Origin of the sequence: Pseudoselenomonas ruminantium (assembly GCF_900104055.1) — a bacterium.
Classification (GTDB): domain Bacteria; phylum Bacillota; class Negativicutes; order Selenomonadales; family Selenomonadaceae; genus Selenomonas_A; species Selenomonas_A ruminantium_C.
Map to the genome: position 1 here is coordinate 80,851 of NZ_FNJQ01000006.1, position 20,932 is coordinate 101,782.

Sequence of the window (20,932 nt, forward strand, 5' to 3'; positions counted from 1 at the left end):
GCAAATGAGTTTTGCAATCGAACATCTGGGCAATAATCTCTGGCGGGGGAAGTTTACTTCCTTTGCAGAAAATGTCTGTCAGCATGCGTTCAGTGCGCGGCTGGGCGGCGAAAGCGTCAAGCCTTACAAGGGGCTCAATATGGCTCTGCATGTGGGGGATGAAGAAGATATTGTCTGGGAGAATCGTCAGCGCTTCTTCCAGGCGTTGGAACTGAAGGCGGACAAGCTGGTGACGCCGCAGCAGGTGCATGGCGCTAATATCCAGCGCGTGACCATGGACGATGCCGGCCGCGGAGCGAAGGCTTATGCCGATGCCATTGCAGATACTGATGCCCTGATTACCAATGACCCGGGGTTGCCGCTGATGCTTTGCTTTGCCGACTGTGTGCCGGTGATCTTCCTCGATCCGGAGAAAAAGGCTGTGGGCATTGCTCATGCTGGCTGGAAGGGCACGGTTGCGAAAATCGCGCGGGAAACCGTCTGGCGCATGCAGGAAGAATTCGGCTCAGATCCGGCGGATATCTTAGCGGGCATCGGCCCCTCCATCGGCCCCTGCTGTTTTGCCGTAGGTGAGGAAGTCGCAGAAAAATTCCGCGCAGCCTTCCCGAAGAATGCTGAAAGCTTGATTTCTCAGCGCGATGGCCAGCTTTATGTGAACCTTTGGGAGGCTAACCGCCTGCAGTTGCTGGAGACGGGGATACCCGCCGCTAACATCGAAATGGCCGACACCTGTACCGACTGCCAGCATCAGTGGTTCTATTCCTATCGGGCTGACGGCGGTCAGACCGGGCGCATGGCAGCCATAATTGCACTGAATCAATACTAATATTTTTATCAGGGGTGAGTGTTTTGGGGCAGGAAATAGCAGAGCGTTATCAAGATGTTGCAGCAAAGATTGAAGCCGCAAAGAAACGGCGCACCACCGTGCCAAAGGAAGCGGCGGTTACCTTGGTGGCGGTGACCAAGAACCACGATACTGCCGCCATGCGGGAGGCCATTGCTGCCGGCGCCACGGACGTGGGCGAGAATCGCGTGCAGGAGGCTAAGGGCAAATTTGCCGAGATTGGCAATTGTGTGACCTGGCATCTGATTGGCCACTTACAGACCAACAAGGTACGGCAGGCCGTGAAGTTTTCTGACCTGATCCACTCGGTGGACAGCCTGCATCTGGCTGAGGCCATCAACAGCGAGGCGGCCCGCATCGATAAGGTGCAGGACATCCTGGTGCAGGTAAATCTGGCCAGGGAGGAAAGCAAGTCCGGCATCTATAAAGAGGATTTATTTGCCGCTTTGCAGGCAATCAACGTTTTTCCGAATCTGCGCCTGCGGGGGCTTATGTGCATGGCTCCAAACTATGAGGATGTGGAGATGTGCCGTCCGCTCTTCCGGGAAATGTATGAAATTTTCCGGGAAGTACAGGATTTAGACCTGCCGACGTCGAATATTGATACGTTATCGATGGGTATGACTCACGATTACGAGATAGCCGTAGAAGAAGGCGCCAATATGGTGCGGGTAGGCACAGCCATTTTTGGGCCGCGCCAATATTAACGAAGGGGAAAAGTCATGAGTATAATCGATAAAGTTTGTGGAAAAATGGGGCTGATGGATCCGGCTGATGAAAAGCTGGACGCCATCGAGGAAAGATTGAAAGATGACCGGGATTATGAACCGGAAGAAGAGGAAGAGAGTTTTGACATGAGCCATGAACGCAATGAAAGTGCCCGGAATGTGGTGGATTTCCAGTCGGCAGCGTCTGCCCGGGAAAGCAGTACGGTGACCAATATGAAGATGAAGGTCATCGTCATCGAGCCCAAGACCTTTGATGATGCCCAGCAGGTGGCCAACAACCTGCGGGAGAAGAAACCTGTGGTCATCAATTTTGAAAAGACGGAAGCTGACGATGCCAAGCGCATCATCGATTTCATCAGCGGTACCACCTATGCCCTGAACGGTGAGATCAAGAAGGTCGGCCACAACGTATTCCTGTGCGCACCGAGCAATGTCAACGTTAGCTACACGGAAGAGGAGAAGAAAGTCTCGGCAGAGATGCCCTGGCTGAAAAAATAAGGGGCATTTACATGGCAAGTGAACAGAAAGAAAAACTGATTCGATTTTATAAAGGCACTGAAGGCGAAGAAATCGTCATCAAGCTGGTGGATCTCGCGGAAAATGTCCTGCGTACGCAGAAGTTCCGCATTTCCGGTTTCCTTGATCCGTTCGGTCAGGAAATCGCGGAAACCGTCGCTGCCAACTATGGCAATATCCGCGTGGACTTTGCGGGTGGCTATCAGGGGGCAGAGCGGGCCAGAGCCATCTTTATCCATGAGGACTTTGCGGGTACGCCCACGGGCTTCGGCATCGATTGCATCGAAGCCAAGTGGAACGGCCAGTTTGCCCGGCTTAGCCACCGCGATGTGCTTGGGGCACTTATGGGACAGGGCATTGAACGCGATACCATCGGTGACCTGCTGGTAACCAACGATTCCGCGAAAATCATCTGCGAGGAGAAGATGGCAGACTTCCTGCTGTCCAATCTTGACAAGATTGGCGCTGTAGGCGTGGCATGCGAAAGAGCCGACCTTAGCACTATCGCGCCCAAGGAAGAACGCTGCAAGGAAATCCGTGCTACGGTAGCCTCTCTGCGCGTCGATTCCATCGCTGCTGCTGGCTTTGGCTCCTCTCGCAGCAAGGCGGCTTCCGACATCGCTGCCGACAAGCTCAAGATCAATTGGCAGCCAGTCAAAAGCGCATCGCAGAATGTCAAAGAAGGCGACATCCTCTCCATGCGCGGCAGAGGCCGGCTTGAGGTAGCGGAGGTCAGAGGTACGACGAAAAAAGGCCGTACTGTGGTGGTGCTGAAACGATATCTGTGATATAAGCTCCTGAAAGAGAATGGCAATTCTCAGTCGGGAGCTTCTTGTTGATATTAGAATTGCATTAGATTCCAGGCCTAAAGTGGCATTTTAGGTGGAAATATGATAGTATAGTTGATGTAGTACAAGAATACTGGCAGTTTTCTGTCATACAGATAGGGGATAATAGTTTTGCTTACACCAATGGACATACACAACAAGGAATTCAAGCGCAGTTTCCGCGGCTATAACGAGGATGAGATCGACGATTTCCTGGACAAAGTCGTAAACGACTATGAAAAGCTGTTCCGGGAGAACGATCGGTTGAAGGAAGAACTGGCCCGGGCCAAGAAGGATAATGAGCAGTATCAGCAGCTGGAACAGAATCTGAAAGATACGCTGCTGGTCGCGCAGAAGACGGCAGAAGAAGTCACGAGCAGTGCCCGCAAGAATGCGGAGGAGACGCGGGAAAACACCGCCAGGGAATGTGCCAATAAGGTGCAGGAAGCCGAGCTGAAGGCCGACAGGATCGTCGAGGATGCCAAGAAAAAGGCACAGGTCATCGTAGAGGAGTACGATCGTCTGGTACGCGAGAAGAACAATTTCCTGCGGAAGATCAAGGTGACGCTGGAATCCGAACTGGCCGTGATCGATGATACCATGTCCCAGCTGCCGGATCCCGAGAAGGAAGAACGGGAGAAAAAAGCCATGGGCACGCAGGCTGAGGCTTTACAGAAGGCCCTGAGCGACCATCAGGCTGTCCCCTACGAAGCCAAGGAATTGGGCAAAGAAGAGAATAACGAAAACAAGCAGGAGGGCTGAGCATACATAGATGGCTGGAGGATTGTTTTTTGTACTGCTGGCCTTGGACCAGCTGGTTAAGTTACTGGTTATGACCACTATGACGCCGGGGGAAAGTGTTCCGGTTATCAAGGGCATCTTTCACATCACCTATGTATTGAACCCGGGGGCGGCTTTTGGCATGCTGCCCCATCAAAGCTGGTTCTTTATTCTGGCTGGCGCAGCAATGATTGCTGCGTTTTGCTTTTATTATCCCCGGCTGAAGCGCCGCTGCGGATATTTCCACTATGGCTGCGTATCTTTGCTGGCCGGCGCCGTGGGAAATCTGATTGACCGCATCCGCAGCGGCCTCGTGGTGGATTTTTTTGACTTTCGCATCTGGCCGGTGTTCAATATCGCGGACATCGCCATTGTGCTGGGCGTTATGAGCATGATTTATGCCATACTGTACAAGGAAAAGGAAATGGATGAATAATATGGAACCTGTTGTATTTACGGCTGAAGAAAAAGGTCAGCGCCTGGACGTATTTGTAGTGGAGAAGTGCCCGGAACTCTCGCGTTCCCATGTGCAGAAGCTCATTGAGCAGGGACATGTGCTGGTGGATGGCGCGCAGCGCAAGGCGAATTTCAAGCTGCGGGGCGGCGAGGCTGTGCAGGTGGCACAGCCGGAAGCAGAACCCATCACCGCAGCACCGGAGGATATTCCCTTGGATATCCTCTTTGAAGACAAGGATATCATCGTAGTCAACAAGGCCCGGGGCATGGTGGTGCATCCGGCATCCGGTGTGTACAGCGGCACTTTGGTCAATGCGCTTCTCTATCATTGTCAGGACCTGTCCGGTATCAACGGGGAAATCCGTCCGGGCATCGTGCATCGTCTCGACAAGGATACCAGCGGCGTGATGGTCTGTGCGAAAAATGACACGGCCCATCTCGACCTGGCCGAGCAGATCCGCACGAAGGCCGCCCACCGTACCTACTGGGCCATTGTCCATGGTAATATCAAGGAAGAAGGGGGCATCATCAAGGGGGATATTGGCCGCCATCCGACCGACCGCAAGAAGATGGCCATTGTTCGGGAGAACGGCAAGCCTGCGGTAACGCATTTCAAGGTATTGGAGCGCTTCGGTGAGTATACGCTGGTGGAATGCAAGCTGGAAACGGGCCGTACCCATCAGATTCGCGTCCATATGAATAGCATCGGCCATCCCTTGGTCAATGATCCCAAGTATGGGCCGAAGAAATCCTCGCCCTTTGCGATTCAGGGGCAGGCGCTGCATTCCCTGCAGCTGACACTCACGCATCCTGTCACCAGAGAAGAAATGACCTTTACGGCACCTTTGCCTGCTGATATGGAGAAGATTCTGACCGGCTTGCGCAACAAGCGCGCCAAGGCCGCACAATAAAGAGGAGGCGTTATTATGCCAGAGTTTACAGATAAGACCGTTCTGATGGATATGGAGGGAATCCGCCGTGCCCTGACGCGTATCTCTCATGAGATCGTGGAGAAGAACAAGGGTGTGGAAAACATTGTGCTGGTGGGCATCCGCACCAGAGGTGTGCCCATTGCCGAAAGATTGGCGGAATATATCGAGAAGATTGAAGGGCAGAAACCGCCGGTAGGGGTACTCGATATCACTCTTTACCGCGATGACCTGTCGACTCTGGGCTATCAGCCTGTTGTGCGGCCGACGGAACTTCCCGTGGACATCACGGGCAAGACCATCGTGCTGGTGGATGATGTGCTCTATACGGGGCGTACGATCCGCGCTGCGCTGGATGCCATCATTGATAATGGCCGTCCCAAGACCATCCAGCTGGCCGTGTTGGTGGACAGAGGGCATCGGGAATTGCCCATTCGTGCCGATTTTGTGGGTAAGAACGTGCCGACCTCGTCCAAGGAAGTCGTCAGCGTGCAGCTGGAAGCCACGGATAAGGCGGAAAATGTCATTTTGCGGGAAATAAAAGAATAATGGGTTGCCTTGACCGGTCGAATTGACTGGTCAGGGCAATTTTAAGGTGAACAATAAGCGTCAAAAAGTAGTCTATTTACGTGAAATATGATAATATATTAGTGTTTGCGCGTTTTGGGCGCATGCACTTTTGATTTTTAAAACAGGGGGACTTATTTTATTATGGCAAGATTATTTGGTACCGATGGTGTACGCGGTGAGGCAAATGTGAACCTGACACCGGAACTGGCTTATCGTCTGGGCCGGGCAGCAACGATCTATTTCGGCGGGGATAATGGCGAGCAGCCGCTGATTCTGATTGGCCGTGATACCCGTCTGTCCGGTGAGATGTTTGAAGCAGCGCTGACGGCTGGTATCTGCTCTGCTGGTGGCCGTGCCATGCTGGCTGGCGTGATTCCGACGCCGGCTATCGCTTATCTGGCCCGCCGTCACAAGGCCAAGGCGGGTATCGTGATTTCCGCTTCGCACAATCCGTTCCATGACAACGGCATCAAATTCTTCGGCGGTGACGGCTACAAACTGCCGGATGCTGTGGAAGATGAGCTCGAAGCCATCGTGCATCAGCTCGAGAATGATGATAACCTGGCCCGTCCAACGGGTGAAAACATCGGTCATATCGAATACCGTACCGACCTGCTCAACCAGTATATCGAGTTCGTCATCAGCACCTGTTCGGAACGCTTTGATGGCATGAAGGTCGTATTGGACTGCTCCAATGGTGCGGCCTATGAGGTTATGCCCAAGGTTCTGCGTGAGCTCGGTGCCAAGGTCAAGGTCATCCATGCCCTGCCGAACGGCGTCAACATCAATGACAACTGCGGTTCCACCCATATGGAATCCCTGCAGAAGGCTGTCGTGGAAAACAACGCCGACTTCGGTATTGCCCATGACGGTGACGCAGACCGCTGCCTCTGCGTGGATGAAAAAGGCCAGATCATCGATGGCGACCATATCCTCGTGATGTGCGCGCAGGATATGATCAAGAAGGGCACGCTGCCCCATAAGACCGTCGTTTCCACGGTCATGGCCAACATCGGTTTCCACAAGGCCATCAAGGAAGCTGGCGGCCGCGTCGAAGTGACGCAGGTCGGCGACCGTTATGTACTTGAAAACATGCTCAAGAGCGGCTACAAGATTGGCGGCGAGCAGTCCGGTCACATCATCTTCACGGATTACAGCACCACGGGTGACGGCCCCATCACGGCTCTGCAGGTCCTGTCTTCGCTGAAGCGCAGCGGCCGCAAGGCATCTGAACTTACAGCACTCATGACCACGTATCCGCAGCTTCTGGTCAATGTCCGCGTGGCAAGTAAGGAAGGCTGGGAGAAGAATGAGGCAATCTCCGCCGCTATCGCCAAAGGTGAAGCTGAACTCGGCAGCGAAGGCCGTATCCTCGTGCGCCCGTCCGGCACGGAGCCTTTGATTCGAGTTATGGCAGAAGGTCCGGATCAGGCACAGCTTGACCGCATCTGCAATGAGATTGCGGAAGTAGTCAAAAAAGAGCAGGGCTGATCATGGATAAGAAACAGGCAATCTTATTCACGAGCTTCGGGGTGGCAAGCGAGCAGGCCCGCAGGAACTGTATCGATGCCGCTGCCAAGCGGCTGCAGAAAGCGTATCCGGATCTTGCGATCCGTCAGGCCTATACCTCCGTTTTTATCAAGAAGAAGCTGGCCGGGCAGGGAATTCAGGTGGATTCCCTGCCAGAGGCTTTGGAGCGTCTGCAGGCAGACGGTTTTTCCCATGTGATCATCCAGCCTGGGTATCTGACTGCCGGGGAAGAATACGAGAAAAAGGTCCTGCAGGTGGCAGCAAAGTATCAGGATAGCTTCGTTAAACTGGTGATTTCCCGTCCCATCATGGAACGGCCGGAGGATGGCGCTGATGTGCTCGCTGTCCTGCAGGAAATCTTTTCCCTGGCAGAGGGGGAGGAACTGGTGCTTGTGGGGCATGGTTCGCCCCATCAGCATAATCCGGCCTATGAAAATCTGCAGGCTCTTTGTGACAAGGCAAGTTTTCCGGCGCATATCGGGGTGATTGAGCCGACGGATACACCGGATTTTGCCATGGTGCTCAAGCGCTTGCAGGCTAAGGGCGTACAGAAGGTCCTGTTGGCACCGCTGCTGCTATCCGGTGGCAGCCATGTCAATGAGGATATTGCCGGCGATGAGCCGGACTCCTGGCTGAATCGCCTGCGGGCAGCCGGGATAGAGGTGCGCATTAGCCTGAAGGGCATGGGAGAATATCCGGCTTTTCAGGACATCTATGTGAAACGTCTGCAGGAGTGGGATTAATAACTCCAGTCTATGGATAAAATTCACATAAAGAGTATTTCTTTTTTTATAAATATGGGTTATAATATCGTAGTGTAAGTTTATCTAAATCCAATAGGCAAGGGATGCCTAAAAATCGAATGAGGTGAGTATATGTCACAACCAGTAACAACCAACCCGTTGATCATCATGCTGATCAACATGACCGTGGTGTTCTTGGTGCTTATGGCTTTGGGCGTGGTCATCAATCTGATCCATATAATCGATCCCACCAAGCCGAAGGCTGCACCTAAGGAGGAAGTAGTGGAAGAGGCACCGGCGGTGGAAGCTCCTGCAGCTGAACCCGTGACTGCACCTGTGGAAGAGGGGATTTCTCCAGAGGTGGTTGCCGTGATTGCTGCCGCAGTAGCCAGTATGGGATATGGCGCAGGCAGTGTCCGGGCCATTCGCCCGCTTGACCGTGACAACTGGAAAAACTCTGGCCGTAATGCCTTGCAGAGCCGGTTTTAAAGCAGGGAAGGAGGATTTATTATGGAATTATTGAATGCATTTGTCGTTTCCCTGCAGGCTGTTTGGGCGGACAGCGGTTTCTCCGCTTTCACCATGGGCAACGGCATTATGATTCTCGTCGGTTTGGTACTTCTGTATATGGCTATCGTCAAGGAATTTGAGCCGCTGCTCTTAGGGCCTATCGCCTTCGGCTGCGTGCTGGCCAACTTCCCGCGCACGGGGTTCTTCACCGATCCCGGTCTGATGCAGGCCATCCACTATGGTATCGAAAATGAGATTTTCCCGCCGCTGATTTTCTTAGGCATTGGCGCGATGACGGACTTCGGCCCGTTGTTGGCGCGTCCTGTTACCCTGCTTTTGGGTGCAGCTGCGCAGATTGGTGTGTTTGTCGCTCTCGTAGGTGCCATGCTTTTGGGTTTCACGGTACAGGAAGCTGGCGCTATCGGCATCATCGGTGGTGCTGACGGCCCGACGGCCATCTACCTGTCCATCCAGATGGCACCGCATCTCTTAGGCGCTATCGCCGTAGCTGCTTATTCCTACATGTCGCTGGTGCCGCTGATCCAGCCGCCGGTCATGAAGCTTTTGACCACGCAGAAAGAGCGTGAAGTGGCGATGGAACAGCTCCGCCCGGTCACGAAGTTCGAGCGCGTCTGCTTCCCAATTGTGGCTGCCATCATCATCAGCCTGCTCTTGCCGCCGATTGCATCCCTGCTGGGCTGCCTGATGCTGGGCAACCTCTTCCGTGAATCCGGCGTTATGGACCGCCTGTCCGATACGGCGCAGAATTCTCTTTGCAACATCGTCACGATCTTCCTGGCAACCGGTACGGGTATGACCATGAATGCTGATGACTTCCTGCGCACGGAAACCCTGCTGATTATCGGTCTTGGCCTTGTGGCCTTCATCGCTGGTACGGCTGGCGGCGTTATCTTCGGCAAGATCATGTGCCGCTTGTCCGGCTGGAAGATCAATCCGCTGATCGGTTCTGCTGGTGTATCTGCTGTGCCGATGGCTGCTCGCGTAAGCCAGGTGGTCGGCATGAAAGCCAAACCGGGCAACTACCTGCTGATGCATGCTATGGGCCCGAATGTGGCTGGTGTTATCGGTACGGCCGTAGCTGCTGGTACGATGCTGGCTATGCTCAAGTAAATAATTGCAATAAAAAAAGAGGCATTTGCCTCTTTTTTTATTGCAATCTTACAGATTCTTTTCAGTCAGCACCAAATCCAACGCATTGAGTACATCGTTGACATTTTCCTTGGTGATTACGAGCGGCGGCTGGAAGGCCATGACATTACGGTCTACGCCGTTCTTGCCGATGATAAAGCCGTGATCCTTGAGCGTTTCGAGCACATCATCGAGGATTTCCGGGGCCGGGCTGCCGTCGGCATGGATGAATTCAGCGCCATCCATGAGGCCCAGGCCGCGTACATCGCCAATGACGGGATGCTTCTGCTGCAGTTCCCGCAGGCCATTGCGGAGCTGCTCGCCGCGGGCGGCAGCGTTTTCCATGAGCTTGTGTTCTTCGATGTAATCGAGAACCGCCATAGCCGTGGTGGAGGATACCGGGTTGCCGCCGAGCGTCGAAGCGCCGGGGCGGGTGTAGGTGTCGGCAATCTTGGCCGAGGAGATGAACGCGGAAATCGGCGCGCCGTTGCCCAGGGCCTTGGCCATGCACATGATATCGGGCACGACATCGTAATTTTCGATGGCAAACATCTTGCCGCTGCGGGCAAATCCTGTCTGCACTTCGTCGATAATCAGCAGGGTGTTGTACTGCTCAAGGATTTCCTTGACGCGTTTGAAGTAACCCTTCGGCGGTACCACGCAGCCGGCATTGCCCTGAATGGTCTCGGCGATGAAGGCGCCGGGATGGCCGGAGGTGGAAGTCTTGATGAGGTCTTCGATGGCGTTGGCGCAGGCATAATCGCATTCCGGGAACTTCTTGTTCATGGGGCAGCGATAGCAGTTGGGGTTCGGGGCAAAGTGGATGCCGCCGACAGGATTGGGATCGGTGCGCCACATGGTCAGGCCGGTCACGCTCATGCCCAGCTTCGTACGGCCATGGAGGCCATGGCGCAGGGCGATGATCTCGCTGTTGCCCGTGTAGACGGAAGCCAGCAGAAAGGCACCTTCCGTGGCCTCGGAGCCCGTGGAGCAGAAGAAGGACTTCTGCAGGTCGCCGGGGGTAACTTCAGCTAACTTTTCTGCGAGATTCACGAAGTTTTCTGTCAGGTAGATATTGCAGACATGCTGGAGTTCGTCAATCTGGGCTTTCATCTTTTCCAGGATTTCCGGATTGCAGTGGCCGCAGTTCATGACGGACACGCCGGCGTACATATCCAGATATTTCTTGCCGGTGCTGTCCCAGAGGTACTGCATGGAGCCTTTGACCATCTGGGCAGGTTCTTTATAGAAATGCCCAAGGCAGGGCATGATGTATTTTTTCTTTTTTTCGATAATGGCCTCAGGGCCAATGAATTTTTTGCTTTCCATAACAAAGTCCCCTTAAAATATGTTAAATGGAATTGCGGCTCTGGCGGAAACGATAGGTGCCGAGGCCCAGCTCGCGGGGGCCCTTCTGAAGCGTGGCGAGGTCGTCTTCGTGGAAGGCTTCCTTGCCGGCGGCGAGGTTATCCAGCGCCGTGCGGTAGATGCGCGTTACCATGCCGGCAAATTCCGGGCTGTAATCCTGCGCTTCGATGCGGTAGGCACCGAGACCGTTGAACTTCTTGAGGTACGGATAGAGGCAGAGGTCCTTGGCAAAGTAGATATGGTTGCGGCCAAACTGGTCAATGCGCAGGGAGTGCTTTTCGCCAGCCTTGTCCAGCAGGGCATAGCGTCTATCCAGCACTTCCGGATTGTTGAGCTCGTTGAAGAACGGCAGGCTCATGCCCGGGATGTTGTGATCGCAGATCATGGACTCATAGGAGCCATGCACAACCACTTCGATGGGCAGTTCGGAGCTTTCCACGATTTCCCGCAGCTGCTCGAAGGAGAGCTCATAGGAAGCCGTGCCCATGGTCAGGCCATTTTCCTTGAGGAACTTGGCGGCCAGATGGTTGAAGAGGTTGAAGGACAGGTCTGCCTGGATGGGCAGGTTCGTCAGGCGCTTGGCCAGTTTCAAAGAGCCCAAGTTGCTGACCATAATGCCATCGGCCTTGAGTTCGGGCTGTTTCAGCGCCGTGAAGAACTGCTCGAGTTCGCCGCATTCCCGGCGCATGGTCGTGCGTGGCGTGTTGATGACAACCTTGGCCTTGCCCTTGGCATAGGCGATGACTTCGGCATAATCCTTGAGGCTCCAGGGCTTGTTGGGGCGGAAGGCTTCGCCGCCCACATAGACGATATCCGCGCCGTTGTCAATCACGGCCTTGGCCGCAGCTACGGTGTTCACCCGGACGCTTAACGTGCGATGGGAGGCATTTTCTTTTTCGATATCCCGTTCCTGTTTGAGGATTTCGTCCTGGAAACCGGCTTCCTTGACTGCATCGCTGAAGAAGCGCGGCTCGCGCTGGCCGTCGAAGCCGATATCCTTCTTGTCCGTAGCACCGAAGGCAAACGTAGTCGTGAAATCGCGGGCGCGGTTCTCGTAGAGGCTCTTCCAGCCTTCTTCGTCGGGCTGCCAGCCGGACGGATCGGCGATATACGCGTCAATGGCCTTGCGGTAGGTGCTGACGATGCGGCGGATAAAGGGCGCCGGGCGCATACGGCCTTCAATCTTGAAGGAGAAGACGCCTGCCTGAATCAGCTGGGGAATATGGCGGTACATGCACATATCCTTAAGGGCCAGCTTGTAAGCGCCTTCGCTGTCCTTGTCGAGCACTTCGCCGGTCTTTTCATCAATGAGTTGGTAAGCCCAGCGGCAGGGCTTCAGGCAACGGCCGCGGTTGCCGCTCTGGCCGAAGAGCACGCCGGAGTGGATGCACTGGCCGCTTTCGCTCATGCACATATCGCCATGCATGAAGTATTCCACCTCAATGCCCGTGCGCTCACGGAACAAGGAGAGCTCAGACAGCGTCATCTCACGGCCGACAACGACGCGAGTGATGCCGTATTCCTTGAGCTTTTCGATGGCGTGCTCGTTGTGGGTGTTCATCATGACGGAAGTATGTACGGGAATCTTGATGCCCATCTCGTGGATGAGTTCCAGCACAGCGAAATCCTGTACGAGGATAGCATCCGGACGGATTTCATTGAGGTAGGTGAGGTATTTCCGCAGCGCCGGGATTTCTTCGTCGCTGATCAGATTGTTGAGCGTGATGTAGAGTTTCACGCCATGCTCATGGGTGTAGGCAATGGCCTTCTTGAGCATCTCATCATCGAAGTTGAAATCCCCCTCGTGCATGCGCATGTTGAAATGCTTGCCGCCTAAGTAGCAGGCATCGGCACCGGACTCCACCCCGGCCACCAAAGCGTCCCAGGTACCAGCTGGAGCCAGCAGTTCTACGGATTTACGATTTAAGATCATTTAATGACAAACTCCTTTATTTGGATATAGTTTTTTATTATAAGTCCCAACTAATAAGTATAGCAGAGAATGAAGGTGCTATCAATATTCATGGGTAGGGTGATTTGATACATGGGCCGATTAGGGCGTCGGATATGATTGAAGTCGGGCAGGAGGCTTCTGACAGATAAAATAAAGTTATAAACAGTTATAAAATATTCTTGATTATATTACAACTTATTGATAGTATAGTATTGAGGTGATGAACTTGGAATACTATACTATCAACAAGTTTGCTAAAATCATCGGAGTCACTCCGCAAACCCTGAGAAATTGGGACCGGAGCGGAAAACTCCATCCTCATCACACTTCGTCAAATGGCTACAGATATTACTCAGAAGACCAATTAAATGCTGTGACGGGCATTCAAACGGCTTCTAAAAAAGTTATCGGCTATTGCAGAGTATCAAGTCCCAGGCAAAAAGATGACCTTGAGCGACAGGTAGAAAATCTGAGAACATATCTATACGCACAGGGGCAGCCCTTTGAAATAATCATTGACGTTGGTTCTGGAATCAATTACAAGAAGAAGGGGTTACAAGACCTTATTCGCAGAATTGAATCTAATCAGGCCGAGAAGGTAGTTATTCTTTATAAGGACAGGCTTTTACGCTTTGGTTTTGAGCTTATCGAAACGATTGCCGCTATACATGGCTGCAAGATAGAAATAGTCGATACTACTCAAAAGAGCGAGCAACAAGAACTTGTCGAGGACTTGGTGCAAATAATTACAGTGTTTAGCTGTAAGCTCCAAGGAAAACGGGCACACAAGGCGAAGAAGATGATTCAGGAATTAGTGGGTGGTGATTCAGATGATAAAGTCGGTCAGGATACGGCTGTTGCCGAACAACAAACAGAAAACTAAACTGTTTCAGTTTGCGGGAGCTTCGAGGTTTGCCTATAATTGGGCTTTAGATAAGCAAATGGAGAATTTCAGGGAAGGCAGAAAACTTCAAAGTGATTATGACCTTCGCAAAGAATTCACTGTTCTGCGTAATTCTGAAGAATACTTGTGGCTTCTAGGTATATCCAACAATGTCACTAAGCAGGCTATCAAGGATTTGTGTATAGCATATAAGAACTTCTTTCGTAAACAGAAACAGCCTGGATATGTCAAGTATAGCCCTAAAAAATTGGATCATCTTGTTCGTATTGGCAGGAAACCAACAGTCTACGATATGAACGGGCACCCTAAGTTTCGCAGCAAAAAGAATGGTGACTTTCGTTTCTATCAGGACAATGTAAAGATACAGTTCACCAATACGCATGTCAAACTGGAGAGTATTGCGGGCAGCAAGAAAAAGAACCGTCAACGGCTCAACTGGATAAGGCTTGCCGAAAAGGGCAGAATTCCTGTTGGTATGAAATACACCCAACCGCGAATAACTTTTGACGGTGAAAACTGGTGGATGGGAATTGGCTTTGTAGTCAAGTATAAGCTAAAGCCAATGCGAGGACTGAAATTTGTCCGCAAACACTCAAAACGCTCCTACACTGAGGGTGTAGGCATTGATTTAGGTATAAAGGATTTAGCGATAATCTCGGACTCTACAGTAGTCAAAAATATCAATAAGTCCCATACAATAAGGAAACTCAAAAAGAAACGACACAGGTTGCAGTGTCAGGTATCGCGAAAATACCAAATGAACAAGAAAGGAGAGCGTTACTGCAAAACAAGCAACCTTATAAAAAGCGAAAAACGACTTTTACGAATCAACCACAGGCTGGCTGACATCAGAGCCAATCATGTACATCAGGCGACGAGAATAATTATAAACCGAAAGCCAAGGTTTATATGCCTTGAAGACCTGAATGTGCAGAGCATGATGAAGAACAAGCACCTGTCTGAAAAAGTTCAGGAACAGAATTTTTATGAATTCCGCAGGCAGATTGAATACAAGGCACATTGGGCAAGAATTCCCGTGGTTATTGCTGACCGCAGGTTTCCAAGCTCCAAGACTTGCGTCGAATGCGGATATATAAATAAAGACCTGAAGCTGTCAGACAGGACATATGTCTGTCCCGTCTGTGGCAATGTGATAGATCGTGACTTTCAAGCATCTTTGAATCTCAAACGCTATGGAGAAACGGAGCTATCCAAATCTGCAAGCTGACACCGACAAGTCAATGCAGATATGTACCGATTCGTTAGTCGGGAATTTAAGCCTCTGGAGCGTTATATCAAATGTGAGTAGTCTGTTCTTCGGGACGGCAAAAGCGGACGCGGTGAATGAGGAATGGAACGTAAAAGTTAACTTTCTACGGAAGGTTTATGGCTTTTTATAAGTTTTCAGTAACGGCTTAAGTTTTGGCTGATTTTGCACGATATACATAACAGGATGGAAAAAATTTCGTCCTTGGCAGGATTTTGCTGTTAAGGGGGCGAATGTTAGAGTTGTGATTACTGAAGTTGTTATCGTTGCGAAAGGCGGGACAGGTATGAAGACGTTGGCGTTACAGGGCTGGGAAATTTGTGGCGTTTTTTGTGTGCCTAAATCTGTCCTTTCGGGGGGGACAACTGTCACTTAGTCATAGCTGGTTATCAACAAGTCAATAACGGTGGATTTGTGCCTTCCTTTAGCGGGATGGCGGGTGTTTTCTGCCCGTCTGCCTGCTGAGGGGAGGCTTTTTCATTTGTTTGCTGGGAAAGGAATGAGGCAGGATGAAAAGGAATGACAAGCTTTCACGGAAAGCCCGTTACGGGATATTGGCGGCGATTGTAGCCGGGGCCTTCAGCATTATGCCGGCGGCCCAGGCTCTGCCTACGGGCGGGGCTTCGGGGACGGCTACCATTACGAAGAGCAGCGGTACGACCATGGATATTGCCAGCTCGGTCGCGAACAATCTGCTGACCTGGCAGGATTTTTCTGTGGCTCAGGGGGAAACGGTGAACTTTGCCGGCGCCAATAATTATCTGAATGTGGTGCTGGGTTCCAGCCGTTCCGATATTCTGGGCAGTATTACCGGCAGTCAGGCCCATATCTGGCTGGTGAATCCCAACGGCATTTTGGTGGGGGATGGGGCCACCATCAATGTGGGAAGCCTGCATCTATCCACCGCTGACATCAGCGGCAATATAGCGAATTTTACGACGCCAGAGGCTGCTCTTTCTGGTGTGACGCAGTTCAAGGGGGATGTGGTCAACAAGGGCACGCTGACGGCGGCGCAGGATATCACCGTGGATGGCAATAATGTCACCTTCAAGAATGTGACGAATGTGACGGCGGGGACCACCCTTACGGTTAAGGCGGCAAGCACCGATGCCTTCCATGTGGGGCGCACGGATACGACGAACCTGACACTGGCTGACGGTAGTACAGATCCCACCTATTACAAGTTGATCAGTACGGCTGCGGAATTGCAGGCAATCAAGGATGACCTTTCCGGCAATTATATGCTGGCAGGGGATATTGAGTGTGGAAGCTATGAAAATTTTGCCACCATAGGTAAAACGGGAGAGGCTACGGGCAATCCTTTTACGGGAAAATTGGATGGCTTGAATTATGCCATAAAAGACCTTTCCATAACCGTTAACACGGGCGCCGCGTTATTTTGGGGGATAAAGTCAGCATCCATAGAAAATCTGGTTTTGCAAGGCGGGTCGCGAACTGCTGCTGGTCAGCGGGCGGCCGGTATAGCAGCATATATTAATGCGCCAGACGCTGGTGGAAAGGCAAGTCTTGTTCAGAATGTTTATAATTTGGGTTGCACGGTTACGTCAGCGGATGCTTCAACGGGAGGCCTGTTTGGTCAGGTTGACGCAAAATCGGCGGTAATCAAGAATGTTGGCAATACGGCGGACGTCACGGGCAAGTATGTGGGTGGTATTGCCGGTTCCTTACGGGATGTGGATGCTCCTGGCAGCGGAACGGCGGTTTCCATTGAGAACGCCTATAACCAAGGCAAGATTACGGCATCCGATGGCCAAAGTGAATATCAGGTAGGCGGAATTGTAGGTCTCTGTGAGGCCGAAAATGTGACCTTTACAAATGTTTATAATACGGGAACGATTAATGGCAATAAGGAAAAATCGCAAACAGGCGGTGTTATTGGCAAAATCGCCAATACAGGTGTGACGATAACTAATGTTTATAATACTGGTGAAGTCACAGGGAAAACATATGTTGGCGGCATTGTGGGGAGCAATAACAGAGGCACGATAACTAAGGCTTATAACACTGGTAAAATAACAGGTGAGTACGTTTATGGAAATAACAACGGTGTTGTCGGCGGCATTGTCGGCGGTAATTATGGCAACCTGACCAATGTCTATAATACCGGCGATATCAAAGGCGGCTATGGCGTAGGCGGTATTGTGGGACTCAATGGTTCTTGGGATGGTGAGTCTGCGCGTGTTTTAACCGAGTCGAGCACAATCAAGAATGCCTATAATACGGGCAAGCTTACAGCCGTAACTGCTGTGGGTGGTATTATCGGCAATGACTGGACACAAATGGCGTCGGGCAGTATACAGAATGTGTCGGTAGAAAATGCTTACGCCGCAGGCGAGATAGTAAGAGAATCTGCTGAGCATAGCGGTGGTGTTGTGGGAATTGCTAGCCGCTGGGGACGAGGAGAGATTAAGAACGCCTACTATATCTACGGTGATGATAATGGCTGGGGGACGAAAGTTTCCTCGGCAGAAGATATGCAGAAGCTGGCCACCTTCAGTGCCTGGGGCAGTGATATTACCAGCGATGGCAACAGCGATACGGCCGCCTGGCGCATCTATGAAGGCAATACCATGCCGCTGCTGACGGCCTTCCTGACTCCACTGGAACTGAAAGATACCACGGTAACTTATGATGGGCAGGAGCATACCTTGGGCAATGTTGCCAAGCTGGATGCCACGAAGATTTTGGGCGGTACCTTGCCGTCTTATACGGAAGTCGGTGACCACAGTTACAGCAGCCTTTCCAGCCTGTACTCGAATCAGCATGGCTACAATATCAAGGCGAGCGGCGACACCGCCACACTGACTATTGCTCCCATTGCCCTTGAATTGACGGCAAGTGGTTACAGCAAGACCTATGACGGCACCACCACGGCCACCGGCGGCACTTCGGTCGTAACCAAGGGGAATATTCTGGGTGGCGTAGGCGGCTTGACTGTGCAGACTGTTTACAGCAACAAAAATGCGGGCACGAATAAGGATATGACTGCAAGCGTCACTGGTTTGGGGAGTATTTATCAGGTAACCACTGTCAGCAAGGACAATGCCATCACCGCTGCTCCGCTGACCGTGACGGTAACGGATGCCAGCAAGCAGTATGATGGTACTACGGAATTGACGAATGGTGCATATACGGTCACCACGGGCCAGCTTTATGGCACGGACGCAGTGAGCGGCGGCACTTATGCTTATGCGGACAAGAATGCCGGTACGGGCAAGACCGTGAGCCTGACGGGGCTGACGGTCAATGATGGCAACGAGGGCAAGAACTATGAACTGACCGTAGTCAACAGCACGAACAGCAGCATCACTGCCGCCCCGCTGACCTTGACGGTGGACGATTATAGCAAGGAATACGACGGTACCACGAGTGCCCCGGGGGCAACCTACAGTATTACCACTGGTCAGGTATTTGCAGGCGACAGCCTGAGTGGCGGGACCTTTGCCTTTGACGACATTGAACCTGGCACGGGCAATACACTGACCCTGTCCGGTGTGGTGGTTAATGATGGCAACGGCGGTCAGAACTATGAAATCCCGACCTACGTGCCAAACACCAGTGCTTCCATTACCGTCAACACCGCCAATGCGAAAGTAAAACTAATCGATGACCGCCTGGCCGATAAGGGTTCTTCCCGGTCGCAGATTGAAGGCGTGACCGCTTCCCCGGATTCGGAACCCGCTGCCGTTAATGAAAACAGTGGCAATGGAAAACCGCAGGTGCAGGGGAAACAAACGCCTGTCCATGATTGGGATGGTGAAAAAGTTCTCACCGTAGAGAATGAAGGTGTCAACCCACCGGCATCCATGAGTGCCGAAGAAGTGGCTTCTCAGGAAGGCAAATAAACAAAGAAATCGAGGTAGATGAATTTGAGACAGGTAAAAGCAAGACACATCAGCAGACAGGATAACTTCGTGAGCAGCAAAGGTCTGGCTGCCCTGTTGGCGGCCGCGTTCATATCCGTACCCCTCACGGCAGGGGCGGCTCCTGCCGTGCCGAATCCCGGCGACAGCATAAGCAGGCCCCAGGTAGCGGACAGCAAGCCCTTAGTGGAGAACGACGGGGCTGTCACGGCGTCTGTTCCCACAGGCACGAAATTCAAGCTGCAAAGCGTCAAGGTAAACCATGAAGGCATGAAGCTGAAAGAGGATAAGCTCCAGAACATTACCCAAAATATCATCGGTAAGGAGATCTCAGCTCAGGAACTCAATGCTGCCGTAGCAGAAATAACCGCCTATGCCCGCAAGGCCGGCTACCCCGCCGCCATTGCCTATATCCCCGAGCAGACGGCCAAAGAGGGCAATCTGCAGCTCAATATCGAGCCGGGCCGCTTTGCCAAAATCATCATTGAAAATGAAGGCGTTCTGCAGGAGCGCCTGCCCAAGGGCTATCTGGCAGGACTGAAAGAAGGCCAGATCATCCGTACCGGCAAGATGGAAAAAGCCCTGCACAATCTCCGGGATCTGCCGGGAGTAACGGTGCAGGCCGTCCTGTCGCCAGGGGCAGAGCAGGGCACCAGCGATCTGACGGTCAAATTGGCCAAGGGAGACGTGGATACATACGTACTCTATGCGGAGAACTACGGCAATAAGGCTGCGGGCCGTTACCGCTATGGCCTGCAGGCTGACTGGCGTAATCTGGGGGGCTCCGGTTCCCGCCTGAACGCCGGGGTGCTGATTTCCAACAGCAATCAGCAGGGGTATAATATCGGCTGGGAAACGCCGGTGGGACATAGTGCCACGGTGATGGGCATCGGTTACAGTCATTCCAACTATGAACTGGGCAGCATCTACAGCCAGCTGGGAGCGAAGGGCCGTTCCGATACCGTCAGCCTCTATGGCAGAACCCCGCTGATCAATCGGGTGATGGAAGGATTGAATCTGGTCTACGGCTATAACTATCGGAAGCTGAAGGATGAATTGAACGGTATGAACTTTGGCGGCCGTCATGCCCATTCCTTCAATCTCGGTTTGGATGGCCGCGCCCGCACTACGGAGAATGTCCTGTTGTACAATGTGACGCTCCATAGCGGCAATATGACGCCGGATTCTGGGGTGGCCAGATTAATGGCGGAAGCTGGCGGCACCAAAGGCCGTTTCACCAAGGGAACCTTTGATGTTACGGGCCTGCAGAAACTGGGCGGCCCCTTCGATGTGATGCTGAAGCTCTCCGGTCAGAAAGCCGCCAGCAACCTGGACAGCAGCGAGCATATCTACCTAGGTGGTGCCAAAGGCATCAGGGCTTACCCCCAGGGCGAAGCCTCCGGCGATGAAGGCATCTTAGGCAATCTGGAACTGCGCTACCATACCCCCGTCAAGGGCCTGACTCTTTCCACCTACTTCGATGCCGGCACGGTGAAAGCCGAAAAGTCCCGGAGCGGCAATACCACACTGAAAGGCTGGGGCCTTGGCCTGACCTACGCCCAGCCCAACGACTGGTTTGCCCGTGTCGACTACGCCCGCCGCATCGGCTTTGCCGACAACCTCTCCCGCGACGCGGAGAGCCGCGGCCGTCTTTGGTTCATGGCTGGGAAAATCTTCTAAATCAAAAATAGAAAAGCCCCCCTGTCTTGCATCTTGATATGCTCCCTATTAGGTAGACAGAAGAAATAATAAAACTGTCTGCTTGATAGGGAGCATTTTATGTACAAGAAGAGATTATCACCCGAAGAGAAAATCCACTTCATTGAAAAGTATAAACGTGGAGAGGGCAGTTATGCCTCCATAGCCGCGGATGCAGGCGTTGACAGCAGATCCTTCAGGCAATGGGTTCGTAACTATGATGCTTGCGGCCCGGATGTATTCTTCAAACGACATCATCAGCGCTATTCTGTTGA

At 52.5% G+C, this 20,932-nt stretch carries 19 protein-coding genes; 17 read left to right on the top strand and 2 right to left on the bottom strand.

From position 1 onward, the window contains the following. Positions 1–4 precede the first annotated feature (4 nt). The 12 genes from pgeF to BLQ59_RS04425 all read left to right on the top strand — a co-directional run bounded on the left by pgeF (position 5) and on the right by BLQ59_RS04425 (position 9,564). Positions 5–826, top strand: a complete 822-nt coding sequence (gene pgeF, locus BLQ59_RS04370; protein WP_074571727.1) for a peptidoglycan editing factor PgeF — start codon at positions 5–7, stop codon at positions 824–826. A 23-nt stretch (positions 827–849) separates the two neighbouring features. After that, positions 850–1,551, top strand: coding sequence for a YggS family pyridoxal phosphate-dependent enzyme (locus BLQ59_RS04375; protein ID WP_081342449.1), 702 nt, complete (start codon positions 850–852; stop codon positions 1,549–1,551). A gap of 15 nt (positions 1,552–1,566) precedes the next feature. Beyond that, entirely contained in the window at positions 1,567–2,070 is a 504-nt protein-coding gene (locus BLQ59_RS04380; RefSeq protein ID WP_074571707.1) for a cell division protein SepF, read from the top strand. Positions 2,071–2,081: 11 nt separating this feature from the next. Further along, complete coding sequence (locus BLQ59_RS04385) at positions 2,082–2,876, top strand: YlmH family RNA-binding protein (RefSeq protein WP_074571708.1); 795 nt, start codon at positions 2,082–2,084, stop codon at positions 2,874–2,876. A 183-nt stretch (positions 2,877–3,059) separates the two neighbouring features. Then, on the top strand, positions 3,060–3,677 hold the full coding sequence (locus tag BLQ59_RS04390; protein ID WP_256324601.1) for a DivIVA domain-containing protein: 618 nt from the start codon (positions 3,060–3,062) through the stop codon (positions 3,675–3,677). A gap of 10 nt (positions 3,678–3,687) precedes the next feature. Continuing rightward, positions 3,688–4,131 (top strand): signal peptidase II, encoded by a 444-nt coding sequence (lspA, locus tag BLQ59_RS04395; protein ID WP_074571710.1) that lies wholly within the window; start codon positions 3,688–3,690, stop codon positions 4,129–4,131. Then, complete coding sequence (locus BLQ59_RS04400; protein ID WP_074571711.1) at positions 4,124–5,062, top strand: RluA family pseudouridine synthase; 939 nt, start codon at positions 4,124–4,126, stop codon at positions 5,060–5,062. Before lspA ends, BLQ59_RS04400 begins: the two co-directional genes overlap by 8 nt. A 15-nt stretch (positions 5,063–5,077) precedes the next feature. After that, on the top strand, positions 5,078–5,629 hold the full coding sequence (gene pyrR, locus BLQ59_RS04405) for a bifunctional pyr operon transcriptional regulator/uracil phosphoribosyltransferase PyrR (protein ID WP_074571712.1): 552 nt from the start codon (positions 5,078–5,080) through the stop codon (positions 5,627–5,629). A gap of 162 nt (positions 5,630–5,791) precedes the next feature. Next, positions 5,792–7,141 carry a phosphoglucosamine mutase gene (glmM, locus tag BLQ59_RS04410; protein WP_074571713.1) on the top strand — a complete coding sequence of 450 codons (1,350 nt, stop codon included), beginning with the start codon at positions 5,792–5,794 and terminating at the stop codon, positions 7,139–7,141. A 2-nt stretch (positions 7,142–7,143) separates the two neighbouring features. Beyond that, complete coding sequence (locus tag BLQ59_RS04415; RefSeq protein ID WP_074571714.1) at positions 7,144–7,923, top strand: sirohydrochlorin cobaltochelatase; 780 nt, start codon at positions 7,144–7,146, stop codon at positions 7,921–7,923. A gap of 132 nt (positions 7,924–8,055) precedes the next feature. After that, on the top strand, positions 8,056–8,412 hold the full coding sequence (locus tag BLQ59_RS04420) for an OadG family protein (protein WP_074571715.1): 357 nt from the start codon (positions 8,056–8,058) through the stop codon (positions 8,410–8,412). 21 nt (positions 8,413–8,433) lie between these two features. Then, complete coding sequence (locus BLQ59_RS04425) at positions 8,434–9,564, top strand: sodium ion-translocating decarboxylase subunit beta (protein ID WP_074571716.1); 1,131 nt, start codon at positions 8,434–8,436, stop codon at positions 9,562–9,564. 48 nt (positions 9,565–9,612) lie between these two features. Here BLQ59_RS04425 and BLQ59_RS04430 read toward each other — a convergent pair whose 3' ends face one another. Continuing rightward, positions 9,613–10,911, bottom strand: coding sequence for an aspartate aminotransferase family protein (locus tag BLQ59_RS04430; protein ID WP_074571717.1), 1,299 nt, complete (start codon positions 10,909–10,911; stop codon positions 9,613–9,615). Between the two features lie 22 nt (positions 10,912–10,933). Further along, positions 10,934–12,883, bottom strand: coding sequence for a peptidase U32 family protein (locus BLQ59_RS04435; protein ID WP_074571718.1), 1,950 nt, complete (start codon positions 12,881–12,883; stop codon positions 10,934–10,936). A 247-nt stretch (positions 12,884–13,130) separates the two neighbouring features. Between BLQ59_RS04435 and BLQ59_RS04440 the strand changes: the two genes are divergently transcribed. From BLQ59_RS04440 to BLQ59_RS04460, 5 genes are all read left to right on the top strand, one after another. Further along, positions 13,131–13,787 carry an IS607 family transposase gene (locus BLQ59_RS04440; protein ID WP_074571719.1) on the top strand — a complete coding sequence of 219 codons (657 nt, stop codon included), beginning with the start codon at positions 13,131–13,133 and terminating at the stop codon, positions 13,785–13,787. Then, entirely contained in the window at positions 13,735–15,036 is a 1,302-nt protein-coding gene (locus BLQ59_RS04445) for an RNA-guided endonuclease InsQ/TnpB family protein (RefSeq protein WP_074571720.1), read from the top strand. Before BLQ59_RS04440 ends, BLQ59_RS04445 begins: the two co-directional genes overlap by 53 nt. A 548-nt stretch (positions 15,037–15,584) precedes the next feature. Beyond that, on the top strand, positions 15,585–18,941 hold the full coding sequence (locus BLQ59_RS04450; RefSeq protein ID WP_074571721.1) for a two-partner secretion domain-containing protein: 3,357 nt from the start codon (positions 15,585–15,587) through the stop codon (positions 18,939–18,941). An 18-nt stretch (positions 18,942–18,959) separates the two neighbouring features. Next, the gene (locus tag BLQ59_RS04455; RefSeq protein WP_074571722.1) at positions 18,960–20,639 is read left to right on the top strand and encodes a ShlB/FhaC/HecB family hemolysin secretion/activation protein; all 1,680 of its coding nucleotides are present in this window, start codon (positions 18,960–18,962) and stop codon (positions 20,637–20,639) included. Positions 20,640–20,738: 99 nt separating this feature from the next. Next, a partial coding sequence (locus BLQ59_RS04460) for a helix-turn-helix domain-containing protein (protein WP_143005282.1) occupies positions 20,739–20,932 on the top strand: 194 nt, incomplete at its 3' end.